At 72.4% G+C, this 12,619-nt stretch carries 13 protein-coding genes; 10 read left to right on the top strand and 3 right to left on the bottom strand.

All coding sequences use genetic code 11. The annotated features are described in order from the left end of the window. Nucleotides 1–9: 9 nt before the first annotated feature. Nucleotides 10–801 (bottom strand): MBL fold metallo-hydrolase, encoded by a 792-nt coding sequence (locus ACFWU9_RS11580; RefSeq protein ID WP_384316726.1) that lies wholly within the window; start codon nt 799–801, stop codon nt 10–12. 251 nt (nt 802–1,052) lie between these two features. Here ACFWU9_RS11580 and ACFWU9_RS11575 point away from each other — a divergent pair, with 251 nt between their 5' ends. The 4 genes from ACFWU9_RS11575 to ACFWU9_RS11560 all read left to right on the top strand — a co-directional run bounded on the left by ACFWU9_RS11575 (nt 1,053) and on the right by ACFWU9_RS11560 (nt 4,502). After that, nucleotides 1,053–1,457 carry a hypothetical protein gene (locus ACFWU9_RS11575; RefSeq protein WP_384316724.1) on the top strand — a complete coding sequence of 135 codons (405 nt, stop codon included), beginning with the start codon at nt 1,053–1,055 and terminating at the stop codon, nt 1,455–1,457. Nucleotides 1,458–1,616: 159 nt separating this feature from the next. Further along, nucleotides 1,617–3,710 carry a phage holin family protein gene (locus ACFWU9_RS11570; RefSeq protein ID WP_384316900.1) on the top strand — a complete coding sequence of 698 codons (2,094 nt, stop codon included), beginning with the start codon at nt 1,617–1,619 and terminating at the stop codon, nt 3,708–3,710. A gap of 145 nt (nt 3,711–3,855) precedes the next feature. Continuing rightward, the gene (locus tag ACFWU9_RS11565; RefSeq protein ID WP_384316722.1) at nt 3,856–4,221 is read left to right on the top strand and encodes a hypothetical protein; all 366 of its coding nucleotides are present in this window, start codon (nt 3,856–3,858) and stop codon (nt 4,219–4,221) included. 83 nt (nt 4,222–4,304) lie between these two features. Continuing rightward, a complete protein-coding gene (locus ACFWU9_RS11560) occupies nt 4,305–4,502 on the top strand; it encodes a hypothetical protein (protein WP_384316720.1) in 198 nt (65 codons plus the stop codon). A gap of 81 nt (nt 4,503–4,583) precedes the next feature. On the opposite strand, the gene ACFWU9_RS11555 is transcribed toward ACFWU9_RS11560, so the two are convergent. After that, nucleotides 4,584–5,417 (bottom strand): helix-turn-helix domain-containing protein, encoded by an 834-nt coding sequence (locus ACFWU9_RS11555; protein ID WP_384316718.1) that lies wholly within the window; start codon nt 5,415–5,417, stop codon nt 4,584–4,586. A gap of 196 nt (nt 5,418–5,613) precedes the next feature. Here ACFWU9_RS11555 and ACFWU9_RS11550 point away from each other — a divergent pair, with 196 nt between their 5' ends. The 4 genes from ACFWU9_RS11550 (at nt 5,614) to ACFWU9_RS11535 (ending at nt 9,068) form a co-directional block, all read left to right on the top strand. Next, nucleotides 5,614–7,458, top strand: coding sequence for a transketolase (locus tag ACFWU9_RS11550; protein WP_384316716.1), 1,845 nt, complete (start codon nt 5,614–5,616; stop codon nt 7,456–7,458). 87 nt (nt 7,459–7,545) lie between these two features. Continuing rightward, nucleotides 7,546–8,079 (top strand): type 1 glutamine amidotransferase domain-containing protein, encoded by a 534-nt coding sequence (locus ACFWU9_RS11545; RefSeq protein WP_384316714.1) that lies wholly within the window; start codon nt 7,546–7,548, stop codon nt 8,077–8,079. Nucleotides 8,080–8,102: 23 nt separating this feature from the next. Further along, entirely contained in the window at nt 8,103–8,516 is a 414-nt protein-coding gene (locus tag ACFWU9_RS11540) for a DUF5133 domain-containing protein (RefSeq protein ID WP_384316712.1), read from the top strand. A 6-nt stretch (nt 8,517–8,522) separates the two neighbouring features. After that, the gene (locus ACFWU9_RS11535; RefSeq protein ID WP_384316710.1) at nt 8,523–9,068 is read left to right on the top strand and encodes a bacterioferritin; all 546 of its coding nucleotides are present in this window, start codon (nt 8,523–8,525) and stop codon (nt 9,066–9,068) included. Nucleotides 9,069–9,224: 156 nt separating this feature from the next. Here ACFWU9_RS11535 and ACFWU9_RS11530 read toward each other — a convergent pair whose 3' ends face one another. Then, nucleotides 9,225–9,845 carry an LAETG motif-containing sortase-dependent surface protein gene (locus tag ACFWU9_RS11530; protein ID WP_384316708.1) on the bottom strand — a complete coding sequence of 207 codons (621 nt, stop codon included), beginning with the start codon at nt 9,843–9,845 and terminating at the stop codon, nt 9,225–9,227. Between the two features lie 271 nt (nt 9,846–10,116). Between ACFWU9_RS11530 and ACFWU9_RS11525 the strand changes: the two genes are divergently transcribed. Both ACFWU9_RS11525 and ACFWU9_RS11520 read left to right on the top strand, forming a co-directional pair. Beyond that, entirely contained in the window at nt 10,117–11,574 is a 1,458-nt protein-coding gene (locus ACFWU9_RS11525) for a PQQ-dependent sugar dehydrogenase (RefSeq protein ID WP_384316706.1), read from the top strand. Beyond that, the gene (locus ACFWU9_RS11520) at nt 11,564–12,505 is read left to right on the top strand and encodes a LamG-like jellyroll fold domain-containing protein (RefSeq protein WP_384316704.1); all 942 of its coding nucleotides are present in this window, start codon (nt 11,564–11,566) and stop codon (nt 12,503–12,505) included. The genes ACFWU9_RS11525 and ACFWU9_RS11520 overlap by 11 nt, the downstream gene beginning before the upstream one ends. The last annotated feature ends 114 nt before the right edge of the window (nt 12,506–12,619 follow it).

The following is a 12,619-nucleotide window of genomic DNA, read 5'->3' as shown; positions in this document are numbered from 1 at the left end:
GCTGGTCGATCACAGGGTGGCCCCCGGGCGCACACTCTCGCCGTGCCGAAGCCGGTGGACGGCGACCCCGGGCGCGCGCCGGGCCGCCTGGCGGACGAACTCGTCGCCGGGCGAGTGGAATTCGTGCGGCCGTACACCGTCCATGCCGATCGGCCAGAACGTGCCGTAGTGCACCGGCACCGCCGCCCCGGGGGAGAGCCGGGCCAGCGCCTCGGCCGCGCGGTCGGCGTTGAGATGACCGTGGCCCAGATGCGGACCCCAGCCGCCCACCGGGAGCAGTGCCACATCGACGGTGCCCACGACGTCCGCCATCTCGTCGAAGAGCCCGGTGTCGCCCGCGAAGTACGTGCGGCGCTCACCGGTGATCACATAGCCGAGCGCGGGGGAGCGCTGCGGTCCCAGCGGCAGCCGCCGCCCGTCGTGGGAGGCGGGCACCGCCCGTACCCACAACGGACCGATCTCCACCTCGTCGCCCGGCCCGACCTCGGTGATCCGCAGCCCGCCGCCGCGCCGGACGGCGTCCAGCCGCCGCAGTCCGGGCACCGCCCGGCGGGCGCCCCGCGGCACGATCAGCCGGGTGCCCGGCGCGAGCTTGGCCAGCGACGGCAGATGCAGATGGTCGGAGTGCAGATGGGAGACGAGGACGGCGTCCGCGACGGCCGCCTCCGGCGGCGGTACCTCACCGCGCCGGCGGCGCAGATGAACCAGCCTGCGCGCGAAGAGCGGATCGGTCAGCACCCGGACACCGGAGTCCTCGACCGTGCACGTGGCATGACCCCACCAGGTGATCACATTTCCCACAGCGGGACCTCAGCTCCGTCCGTATCAGGCTCTCAGCGTACGGCGGCGGACCACGGAACGGGCAGGAGGTGGCTCGCGGCTCCGGACGGCGCGCGCCCGAGGGCGTGCGCCGATGGCAGATTCGTGCGCCCGCACCTGCCCGATACGCGCCTCCTTAAGAGGGCGCGATCGGAGTAGGGTCGTCGAACACCGGGGAACCGGGGCCGGGTTCGGGGGAACGGCCGGGCGCACCGAGCGGGGGAGGCGGAGACATGGGCGAGTTACGAGTGGCGGCCATAGCCAGCCTCACGCCCCTCGAAGAGCTCGACCGCGAGCCGTTCCTGGTCGACATCCGCGGCCAGCAGGCGATGTGCGCGCGCTGGGCCGCCGACAAGGGGTATGTCGTCACCCGGCAGCTGCTCCTCTACGGGATGCGCTCCGACCACTGCGGGCTCTGGGTCGATGTCGAGGCGGGTGTGATCGACGCCTTCGTCGTCCCCAACGAGCGCGTGCTCGACCGGGCGTTCGCGTCCGTGCCCTCCTTCACCGCCGAGTGCGAGCGCCGCGGCGTCCCCCTGGAGACCGTGGGGACGGACGAGCCGTCGTACGACGCGACGTCCAAGGCCAGGGTCCACCGCCGACTCTCGATGCCTACAGCCGGCTACGACGGCTGCTGACCCCGCCCGGGCACTTCCGGACCCCTCTCCCGCCGGAAGACCGGGCCCGCCGCGCGCTGTGCGAGGCTGTGCTTCGAGCCCGTGCCGGTGTGCGGGCCCTGGACGTGAGGTGAAAGCGCGGTGTTCAAGGGGCGATGGCGGACGGCCGGCAGGGCCCTGATGCGGGTGGTCGTCGTCTGGGCGGTCTCCACCCTGACCTTCCTGGCGCTCGCCGGCATCCTGCCCGACTTCCAGCTGAAGGGCACCGACGACAGCCTCACCAGGACGGCCATCACCGCGGCCTGGGGAGCGGGCGCCTTCGGCCTCCTCAGCGCGCTCGTCTGGCCCCTGCTGGTCCGTGCCCTGCTGCTGGTGCCGGCCCTGGTGCTCGGTCTGCTGGTCTTCTTCCTCAACGGCTCCCTGCTGCTGGTCGCGCTCAAGACGACCCCCGACGGCGGTGGCGCCGCCAACCCGGAGAACGCGATCGTGGTCGCCGCCGTCATGTCGGCCGTCGCGTCCGCGACCTCCACCGCCCTCGCCGTACGCGACGACGACGCCTACCGGCGCAGGCTCTCGCGCCTCGCCCAACGCCGCAGGCGCCGTAGCGGCGAGGACGGCGCGCGCGCCGCCTACACGGCCTCGCCCGGCACGCTCTTCCTCCAACTCGACGGTGTCGGACACCAGGTGCTGCTCGACGCGGTCGCCGACGGTCACATGCCGACCGTCGCCGGCTGGCTCGGGGAGCGCCCGACCCACCGCCTCACCCCCTGGCGCACCGACTGGTCCAGCCAGACGGGCGCCAGCCAGCTCGGCATCCTCCACGGCAGCAACCACGATGTCCCCGCCTTCCGTTGGTACGAGAAGGAGAGCGGGCGGATCATGGTCAGCAACCGGCCCGCCAGCGCCGCCGAACTCCAGCGCCGGGCCGTCGAGCGCACCCGCGACGGCGGCCTCCTCACCCTCGACGGCGCCAGCCGCGGCAATCTCTTCAGCGGCGGCGCCGACCAGTTGGCGCTCGTCCTGTCGATGGCCGCCCGGCGCGGCAGGGCCAACCGCTCACGGGCCGGCTACTTCGCGTACTTCACCGACCCGGCCAACGCCGTCCGTACGGCCGTCTCCTTCGTCGCGGAGGTCGGCCGCGAGATAGGCCAGTCGACCCGGGCCCGCGTCCGCGGCGACCGGCCCAGGGTGGCCCGGGGCGGGCTCTACCCCTTCATCCGGGCCTTCGCGACCGTCGTCGAGCGGGACGTCGTCGTCGCGGCCGTCATAGGCGACATGCTGGCCGGGCGCGCCGCCGTCTACGCCGACCTCGTCGCGTACGACGAGGTGGCCCACCACTCGGGACCGCACAGCCGCGACGCCGCCCGGGTCCTGCGACGGCTCGACCGCTCGATCGCGCTGCTGGCCAAGGTCGCCGACCACGCGCCGCGCTCCTACCGGCTCGTGCTCCTCTCCGACCACGGGCAGAGCCCCGGCGAGACCTTCCAGGGCGTGTACGGGCTCACGCTCCGCGATCTCGTACGGGCCGGGTGCGGACTGCCCGTGCCGCGCCGCGCGGTACGCACCCGGAGCGGCGCGGAGGCCCGCGACGCGGCCCGTGACGCCGTGCGCACGGCCCTCCACCGGCCGGTGGACGCGGGCGACGAGGGCGAGAGCGACGAGAAGCGCTCGGCGCGGGGGTCCGACCCGATCGTGCTGGCCTCCGGGAATCTGGGGCTGATCTCCTTCCCCGACGTCCGTGAGCGGATGAGCCGCGAGCAGATAGACGAACGCCACCCGGCGCTGCTGCGGACCCTCGCCAACCACCCGGGCATCGGCTTCCTCCTCGTACGGAGCGAGGCGAACGGCTCGGTGGTGCTCGGCCCCGCCGGCGCCGAGATCCCGGTCGCCAAGCTGGACGACACGGGGCTGCTGGCCACGATGGGACCCGGCGCCGCCGACGCGGTACGGCGCACCGACTCCTTCCCGCACGTCGCGGACATCATGGTCAACTCGATGTACGACCCGGCGACGGGCCGGGTGCACGCCTTCGAGGAGCAGATCGGCTCCCACGGAGGACTCGGCGGGGAGCAGTCCAACGCCTTCCTGCTGTCGCCCCTGACCCTGCCCGCGCCGGTCCCCGGCGGCGGCGAGCTGGTGGGCGCGGAGCAGGTCCACGCGGTGCTGAAGCACTGGCTGTACGACGGACTGGGTCCGCAGGTGCCGCTCGGTCCGGCGGCGGCGCGGGGCGCCCTTCTCCAGAAGGAGACGGAGCGGGGCTCCGAGACGGTCTGACGTCCGCCCCCGGACCTCCCCGGTGGCGGAGGAGGCCCTGCACGGGTCGGCGTAACGCGTGTCCCCCGGGAGAGCGGTTCCGGGCCTCCCGGCGCGCACGGCGGCCCCGGCGGGCACAGGATGCACGATCAGGAGGTCGTGCCCTGTGAACAGCGCCCCGGGACCGCACAGCGCCCGCCCCGCCCCGGCGGGACGCTCCGTCGTGCGTCTGGTCACGCTGCTGGTGCTCTGCATCCTTCTGGGGATGTCGCTCGATCCCTGCGCGTCGGCGGCCCGCGGAGCGGAACCCCGCCCGGCCGCGTCGACGGTGCCCGAGCCCGCCGGGGAGGGCCACCACGACACCGCGATGGCCGCCCAGCCCGCTGCGGCCAGGGCCGCCCGCGGGGCCGCGGGCGCGAGGACCGGGACCGGCCGCCGGGCGCCCCGCCCTCCGTACGGAGGAGCCCTCGCCCCCTCGCGGACGGGACCGGTCGCCCCACCGGTCGCCCGCTGTCCGGTGCTGCGCTGCTGAGCGGTCCGGCCGATCCACGCCGACACCGTCAGCACCTCAACCCCGTCAGCACGTCGACCCCCGAGCACCGCGAGGACACAGCCATGCCCATCGACCCGTTCGCCGTACTCAACGCCCTGCTGCGCGCCGAGGCCGCGCACTCCAGCCGCCACGAGGCCAAGGCCCCGACCACCGCGGCCCCGGCGCCGTCGGCCCCGACCACCGACCCCGCCACGGCCCGGCCCGCGCACACCCCGCCCCGCCCGTCCGAGGCCCGACGGGACGCCCGCGACAGGTCCTGACCTCCCGCACCGGACCCCGCACAGGACCGGACCGGTCCACCGTCCGGTGGACCGGTCCGTCCGTCCGGTCCGTCCTCAGCCTCAGCCCAGCTGCGCCATCAGATACTTCGCCGTCGCCGGATCGGCCGGCAGGAAGGTCTCGATCGCCAGCTCGGCCACTGTCACATCCATCGGTGTGTTGAACGTCGAGATGGACGACAGGAAGGTCAGCACCTGACCGCCGTGCTCGATCCGCAGCGGCAGGGCGAAGTTCCCGAGCGCGAACGCCGCAGGGTCACCGGCGTCCCCACCCTCGGGACCGTCCGAGTCGTCCACCGCCCCCTCCGGCGGCGGGTACGCGGCGACCTCCTCGTACAGTGCCCGCAGCGCGTCGGACCGGTCGAGCGCGATCTGCCGCTCCATCTGGCCCAGCAGATGCGCCCGCCACTGCCGGAGATTGCGGATACGCCGCGCGACGCCCTCCGGATGCAGGACGACCCTCGCCGCGTTGACCGGCGGCACCAGCAGCCGGTCGGGGACGCCCTCCATGATCAGCGCGAGGCCCCGGTTGGCCGCCACCAGCGTGTACGTCCCGTCGACGACGAGCGCCGGATACGGCTCGTACCCCCGCAGCAGCCGCTCCAGCGCCTCCCGCACCACCGCCATCGACGGATCGTCCATCGCGGTCTCGGTGAAGCGGGGCGCGTAACCGGCGGCCAGCAGCAGGGCGTTGCGCTCGCGCACCGGCACCTCCAGATGCTCCGAGAGCCGCAGGACCATCTCCTCGCTCGGCCGCGCCCGGCCCGTCTCCACGAAGCTGATGTGACGGGCGGACGAACCGGCGCGCAGGGCCAGCTCCAGTTGACTGATCCGGCGCTGTTCACGCCAGCTCCTCAAGAGCGGCCCGACCCCGGCCCCCGGCGTACGCGATGTCATACGGGGACGGTAGCCGGGCCCGGACCGCCCCCGCGCCGCCCGCGCGTTCTGCGGGCTTCCCTCAGGTGGGGCAATCTGGTGGGTAGGGGGCAGAACGGGCGCGGCCGCCGTTTGCTGTCGCCGCCCTCGGGCACCCGCGAAGTCCACCGTCCGCCCGTCCGGCCGCCGCACCCGGTCGCATCCGGTGAGGAGTGACATGCGTAGCGAACTTCTGACAGAACTGGCGCAGCAGCTCAGGGTCGACTCGGTCCGCGTGGCCGACACGGCGGGCTCCGGACATCCGACCTCGTCGATGTCCGCCGCCGATCTCGCCGCCGTCCTGCTGTCCAACCATCTGACGTACGACTTCGACCGCCCCGACCACCCGGGGAACGACCGGCTGATCTTCTCCAAGGGCCACGCCACACCGCTGCTGTACTCCATGTATCTCGCGGCCGGCGCCATCGACGAGGCCGAGTTCCACACCTACCGCCGCGAGGGCAGCAGGCTTCAGGGCCACCCCACCCCCCGGCTGCCCTGGGTCGACGTCGCCACCGGCTCGCTCGGGCAGGGACTGCCGCTGGGCGTCGGCATGGCGCTCGCCGGGCAGCGGCTCGGCAAGGTCCCGTACCGGGTCTGGGTGCTCTGCGGCGACAGCGAGATGGCCGAGGGATCGATCTGGGAGGCCGCCGAGCACGCCGGACACGAGCATCTCGACTCGCTGACGCTGATCGTCGACGTGAACCGGCTCGGCCAGCGCGGACCCACCCGCCACGAGCACGACCTCGCCGCCTACAGCCGCAGACTGCACGCCTTCGGCTGGCACACCATCGAGGTCGACGGCCACGACATCGACGCGATCGAGGCGGCCTACGACGAGGCGCGCTCGACCCTCGGCGAGCCCACCGCGATCATCGCCGCCACCATGAAGGGCCGGGGAGTCGCCTCGGTGGAGGACCGCGAGGGCATGCACGGCAAGCCCCTCCCGGACGCGGCGCGCGCCATCGAGGAGCTGGGCGGCCGGCGGTCGATGCGGGTCGAGGTGCGCAAGCCCACCACGACGGCCACCGACGCCCACCCCGGCGTCGGCCATCTGAACCTGCCGCGTTTCGACAGGGGCGACGAGATCGCCACCCGGGACGCCTACGGCCAGGCCCTGACCGCGCTCGGCTTCGCGCGGGGCGACATCGTGGCGCTCGACGGCGAGGTCGGCGACTCGACCCGTACCGAGTTCTTCTCCAAGGAGCACCCCGAGCGCTACTTCGAGTGCTACATCGCCGAGCAGCAGCTGGTGGCCGCCGCCGTCGGCATGCAGGCCTGCGGACAGATCCCGTACGTGTCGACCTTCGCGGCCTTCCTGACACGCGCGCACGACTTCCTGCGGATGGCCACCATCGGCGACGCGTCGGTCAGCGTCGTCGGCTCCCACTCCGGAGTCTCCATCGGCCAGGACGGGCCCTCCCAGATGGGCCTCGAAGACCTCGCCATGTTCCGCGCGCTGCACGGCACCACGGTGCTCCAGCCGTGCGACGCGAACCAGACGACCCGGCTCGTCGCCGCGATGGCCGAGCTGGAGGGCATCAGCTATCTGCGCACCCTGCGCGGCAGGACACCGGTGATCTACGGCCCCGACGAGCAGTTCCCCGTCGGCGGCAGCAAGGTGCTCCGGCACACCATCGACGACCGGATGACCCTCATCGGCTCCGGGATCACCGTCCACGAGTGCCTGAAGGCGGCCGATCTGCTCGCCGAGGAGGGCATCACCGTGCGGGTCGTCGACATGTACTCGATCAAGCCGGCCGACGAGGTCACGCTCCAGGCCGCCGCCGCCGACACCGGCTGTCTGATCACCGTGGAGGACCACCACCCGCAGGGCGGACTCGGCGACGCCGTCGCCGAGGTCTTCTCCGACGGCCGGCCCGCCCCCCGGCTGGTGCGCCTCGGCGTACGGGAGATGCCCGGCTCGGCGACCCCCGCCGAGCAGCTGCGCGCCGCCGGGATCGACGCCGACTCGATCGCCGCCGCGGTGAAGCTCCTGACGGGAACGGCGATGGTGCGCTGACACCACGGCGCGCCGCGCTGACACCGACGGACCGCGAACAGCCCTCCGGACCGGGGCGACCCAGCAGACCGAAAGGACGTGAGAGGCATGCGCACGGCGTTTCTGATGGCGACCGAGGGCACCGAGCGGGTCGAACTGACCGAGCCCTGGCAGGCGGTGCTCGACGCGGGCGGTGAGCCCGTGCTGATCTCGACGAGGCCGGGCACGGTGCAGACGTTCGACCACCTCGACAAGGCGGACACCTTCCCGGTGGACGCGACCGTCGCCGACAGCTCGGTGGACGGTTTCGACGGACTCGTCCTGCCCGGTGGGGTGGCCAACCCCGACGCCCTGCGGCTGGACGCCGGAGCCGTCGCGTTCGCGAAGAGCTTCTTCGACGCGGGGAAGCCGGTGGCGGCGATCTGCCACGCCCCGTGGACTCTGGTGGAGGCCGACGTCGTACGCGGCAGGACGCTCACCTCCTGGCCGAGCCTGCGGACCGACATCCGCAACGCCGGCGGTACCTGGGTCGACAAGCAGGTCCAGATCTGCACCGACGGGCCGAACACCCTCGTCAGCAGCCGGATGCCCGACGACCTCAAGGCGTTCAACTCGGCCTTCCTCGACGTTTTCGACAGCTGACGACCACCACGGAACGTGTCCGTTTGCGGACAACGGGTGATCGGCGCACGATGATGGGCAAGGCCCGCGGGACGGCGGAGAACACCGCCCTCCCGCGGGCCGAGACGTCGCCGGACAAGCAGGTCCAGCCGGGCCGCTTCGGGAATCGGGAGAAGAGCATGCTTCTGCCGGACAAGGCCAGGCTCGCCCAACTGCTGCGCCGCTACCGGACCTGGGAGCAGCTGGTCCTGCGGGAGCCGCACAACCCGGTGCGCCGGCGGCGGCTGGACGATGTCGCCTACACCCTGTGCGTGCTGATGGGGCATCGCACCGCCCACGAGGCGATCCGTGCGGCGGAGTCGTATCTGGGCAGAAGCCCCCGTGGCGGCCGCGCTCTCCGGGGCCAGGGAATTCTGCGGGCCCGCCGTCGCGACACCAGCCGCAAAGAAAGGATGTGAACGGTCATGGCCGAATTCCTCACCGACATCACGACGATTCGTGAGCGCGCGCGCCAGGAGATCGACAAGGGCCCCGTGACGGACGCCTACGGAGCGGATCTCGCACGTGTCATCCAGGTCCTGAACGAGGCGCTGGCCACCGAGATCGTCTGCACACTGCGCTACAAGAGGCACTACTACACGGCGACGGGGCTCTACGCGGAACCGGTCGCCGCCGAATTCCTCGAACACGCCGGGGACGAACAGGCCCACGCGGACAAGCTGGCCGAGCGGATCGTACAGCTCGGAGGAGAGCCCGACTTCAACCCGGACACCCTCACCAGGCGCGCGCACGCGGAGTACGACGAGAGCCTCGACCTGATCGAGATGATCAAGGAGGACCTGGTGGCGGAACGGGTCGCCATCACGTCGTACACGGAGATCGCGCAGTGGCTGGGGGCGGGCGACCCCACCACACGCCGGGTGTTCGAGGATCTGCTCGCGCAGGAGGAGGACCACGCGGACGACCTGCGCGCGCTCCTGGAGCGACTGCCCGGCAGCGCCACGCCCTGACCGGGAGCCACGGGCGCCGGGGGACCGGCGGGCCCCGGACACAGCGACGCCGCCGGCCGGAGGACACTCGCATGTCCTCCGGCCGACGGCGGTTCCGCGTCCGCCGGCGGTCGTGTCCGCCGTGCGTCAGCGGTCGTCAGCGGTGGTCGCGCGGGGTCAGTTGCCCACGGCGCGGCGCTTGCGCGCGGCCCACGTGATGCCCGCACCGGCCACGAGTATGACGGCGGCGGCGCCCGCGATCAGCGGCGTGGCGCTGGAGGAACCCGTCTCGGCGAGGTCGTCACCCGCGGGGCTCGGCTGCGAGGAGGGAACGGCCGCCGCGGCGGTCGTCTTGCTCGGCTCGGGCTCGGCCTCGGTCGGCGTGGGCTCGGGCTCGTCCGACGGCGGAGTCGTCGACGGCGTGGGCTCGGGCTCGCTGCCCTCGCAGACCGGAGCGGTCTTGGTGTCGTCGAGCGAACCGTCGTTGCCCGAACCGTCCTTGACCACGAGGTGGAGCGTCAGCTCCTTGTCGTGCTCGGGCAGTTCGATCTTCTTGTGGAACTCCCCACCGAACTTCTCGGTGGCCAGCAGCTCCTTGCCGTCGACACTCAGGGTCACCGTGTTCTCGGCGTCGGCGGTGTAGTTGACGAGATCGACGCTCACCTCCGAGCAGGTCACGGCCCAGGCCGGGGTGTGCGCCACCGCCGGGGCGGCGAAGAGGCCGACGCCGAGCGCACCCGCCGCCGCGACCGTCACGAGCGCCCCGGGGCGTCGCCACGATCTGTTGAATACAGTCACTGAATCCTCCGCGTTCACTTCGCCGCCGGATGACGGCGCGGGCGCACAGTATCGCCATCCGGGACCGACTCCCCACGCGCCCCTATGGACTTGACCGTCTCATGGGAGTGTTGTGTCCGAAATCGGTGCGCCCGCCACTTTGCTCGCTCCAGCCCCCTTGCCGCGCCCTTGCCTCGTTTGTAACTTGGCGCGGATGGGTCGCTGGAAGCGCTTTCTACGCGGTGGCGCCGTCCGTCCGAGCCGTACCGTCCGAGCCGATGAGGTGAGCGGGATGCCCAAGCCCGGAACTACAGGGAGAAGAAGACTCGCGGTCGCGGCGGGGGTGCTCCTCCTGTCGCTTCTCGTGCCACCGGCCGCCGCCCGTGAGGACGGGCCGATCGCCGATCCGCTGCCCGATCCGACGCTCTCCGAAATTGGCCTGGTTCTTGACGAGTTCTCGACTCTGCCCAAGTCGGAGCCGGTGCCGCCGCCGACGGACGACCGCCTCAAGCGGTGGGCCCGGATCAACTACGTCGGTGAAGTCCCCGACGCGTCGGGCCGGTTGTACGTCCCCGATCTCAACGGCTCGCTCTATCTGCTGGACAGCGCGGGCGCACCCACCGAGTATCTGGACGTCGGCGCGGAGGTCGGCCCCGACTTCTGGTCCCACCAGGGGCTCGGCAGCGGCTTCGGTTTCGTCGCCTTCCACCCGGAGTTCGCCGGGAACGGCAGGTTCTACACCGTCCACACCGAGGCCAGGGACGCGCTTCGCAAACGCCCCGACCTGCCGTCCGGCGGCGTCACGGTCGTCCACAGCGTGGTCACCGAGTGGACGGCCGACGACCCGGCCGCCGCGACCTTCGCCGGCTCGCGCCGGGAGGTGATGAGGCTCGGCTTCCAGGGCACCGTCCACGACATCCAGGAGATCAACTTCAACCCCCGCGCCCGCCCCGGGGACGAGGACTACGGGCTGCTCTACATCGCCGCGGGGGACGGCGGAGCGGGCTGGCGCAGCTCGGTGCCCCAGGATCTGTACGTACCGCAGGGCAAGATCCTGCGTATCGACCCGGCCGGTGACAACGGCCCCGGCGGCAAGTACGGCATCCCGCCCTCCAACCCCTTCGTCGGCCGGCAGTACGTGCTCGGCGAGATCTACGCGTACGGCTTCCGCGACCCGCACCGGTTCAGCTGGGACTCCGGCGGCAGCGGGCAGCTGTTCGTGGGGAGCATCGGGGAGCACCGCATCGAGTCCGTGTACGACGTCAGGGCCGGTGACAACCTGGGCTGGAGCGACCGGGAGGGACCCTTCGAGTACCGCAAGGAGGGGAACCCGACCTGCGGTGTCTACCAACTCCCGGACAACGACGAGCAGTACGGCTACACCTACCCGGTCGCGGCCTTCGACCACGTACCGCCGCCGGGGACCCCGTGCGCGGACAGCGGCAACGCGCTGATCGGCGGCTTCGTCTACCGGGGCGCGGAGATCCCCGAGCTGCGGGGCAAGTACGTCTACGGCGAGGGCGTCGGCGGGCGCATCTTCTACTCCGACGTGGCGGACATGCGCCGCGGCGGGCCCCTCGCGAAGGTCCACCAGTTCAAGGTCCTCGACGCGGCCGACGAGGAGACCTCGATGGCCGAGCTGGCCGGGGACGAGCGCGTCGACCTGCGGTTCGGTACGGACCGGGCCGGTGAGCTGTACGTCCTCGCGAAGGCCAACGGCCGGATCTGGAAGGTGACCGATGCGCGGTGACACATCCGGGCGCCGCCGGCTCGCCCTGGCACTCGCCCTGACCACGACCCTGCTGGTGACCGCGTTCGCGCCGGCGGAAGGGACCGCAGAGGGGGCGTCGCGAGTACCGAGCCCCGTCGCCGCGTACGACTTCGAGCACCCCGTCCCCGGTGATCCGGCCCGCGAACGCGACCGGGGCCGCTCCGGCACCACGATCGAACTCGTCAACGGCGGCGCCCACGCACGGGTCAGGGACGACGAACGGCCCGGCAGGGTCCTGCGGACACGCCAGGTCTCGCCCACCGTCGCGGGCAACGACGACTGGAAGGCCGGCGTGTACGGCCCCCGGGGGGTGCCGACCCTGAGCGCCTTCAACGCCGCCCGGCAGACCACCGTCATGGGCTGGTTCAGGATGACCGGCGAGAACCCCGCGCTCAACTCGGGCACCCCCGCCCCGGACGACCGCTACAACGCGATCGGCCTCGCCGGGATCCTCTCGGGCACCTCGGGCGGCCACGACGTACGCGCCCTGCTCGAACTCATCACGGTCGACGGGGAGATGAAGGTCGTCGCCCTCGGGCGGCGGGTGGACGAGGGGAGTTCGGCGACCTTCGCCGCCGACGCCGACTGGCGGCGCATCCTGCCGCCCGACACCTGGGTGTTCCTCGCCGCGACGTTCGACTTCGACAGCGGCGCGATGGCGCTCTACCGGGACGGCCGCCCGCTGCCGGGCCGGTACGTGGTGTCCGGCGACCCCTGGGCGGTGGAAGGGGAGCCGGAGCCCGACGCCGCGTCGCCCACCGATCCGCGCGGCATCAAGATCGGCGGCAGCTATCCGCAGAACACCCAGGAGGGGAACCCCTGCGACTGCCGGATGGACGACCTGATGTTCTTCGACCGCGCGCTGACGCCCACGGAGATCATGTCGCAGTACCGGCGGACGCGAGGATAATGAGGAAGCGGACATACAGGGCAATCAGTGGCATGAGGGTGTGATACGTCGGCTGACCGCCGTGTGCCCCGGCCCCGGCCGGGCACCCGACGGGTCGACCGAAGGGCCCGACGC

Source organism: Streptomyces sp. NPDC058653, assembly GCF_042716895.1.
Lineage (GTDB): Bacteria > Actinomycetota > Actinomycetes > Streptomycetales > Streptomycetaceae > Streptomyces.
Note: the sequence above shows the minus strand (reverse complement) of the source record. Positions and strands in the feature narration are given on the sequence as shown.

What these genes read in the sequence shown, in the direction of transcription:
- ACFWU9_RS11575 (WP_384316724.1), top strand. Translation starts at nt 1,053, where the DNA reads ATGGGCGAGTTACGAGTGGCGGCCATAGCCAGCCTCACGCCCCTCGAA.
- ACFWU9_RS11570 (WP_384316900.1), top strand. Translation starts at nt 1,617, where the DNA reads ATGCGGGTGGTCGTCGTCTGGGCGGTCTCCACCCTGACCTTCCTGGCG.
- ACFWU9_RS11560 (WP_384316720.1), top strand. Translation starts at nt 4,305, where the DNA reads ATGCCCATCGACCCGTTCGCCGTACTCAACGCCCTGCTGCGCGCCGAG.
- ACFWU9_RS11555 (WP_384316718.1), bottom strand. Translation starts at nt 5,417, where the DNA reads ATGACATCGCGTACGCCGGGGGCCGGGGTCGGGCCGCTCTTGAGGAGC.
- ACFWU9_RS11550 (WP_384316716.1), top strand. Translation starts at nt 5,614, where the DNA reads ATGCGTAGCGAACTTCTGACAGAACTGGCGCAGCAGCTCAGGGTCGAC.
- ACFWU9_RS11545 (WP_384316714.1), top strand. Translation starts at nt 7,546, where the DNA reads ATGCGCACGGCGTTTCTGATGGCGACCGAGGGCACCGAGCGGGTCGAA.
- ACFWU9_RS11535 (WP_384316710.1), top strand. Translation starts at nt 8,523, where the DNA reads ATGGCCGAATTCCTCACCGACATCACGACGATTCGTGAGCGCGCGCGC.
- ACFWU9_RS11525 (WP_384316706.1), top strand. Translation starts at nt 10,117, where the DNA reads ATGCCCAAGCCCGGAACTACAGGGAGAAGAAGACTCGCGGTCGCGGCG.
- ACFWU9_RS11520 (WP_384316704.1), top strand. Translation starts at nt 11,564, where the DNA reads ATGCGCGGTGACACATCCGGGCGCCGCCGGCTCGCCCTGGCACTCGCC.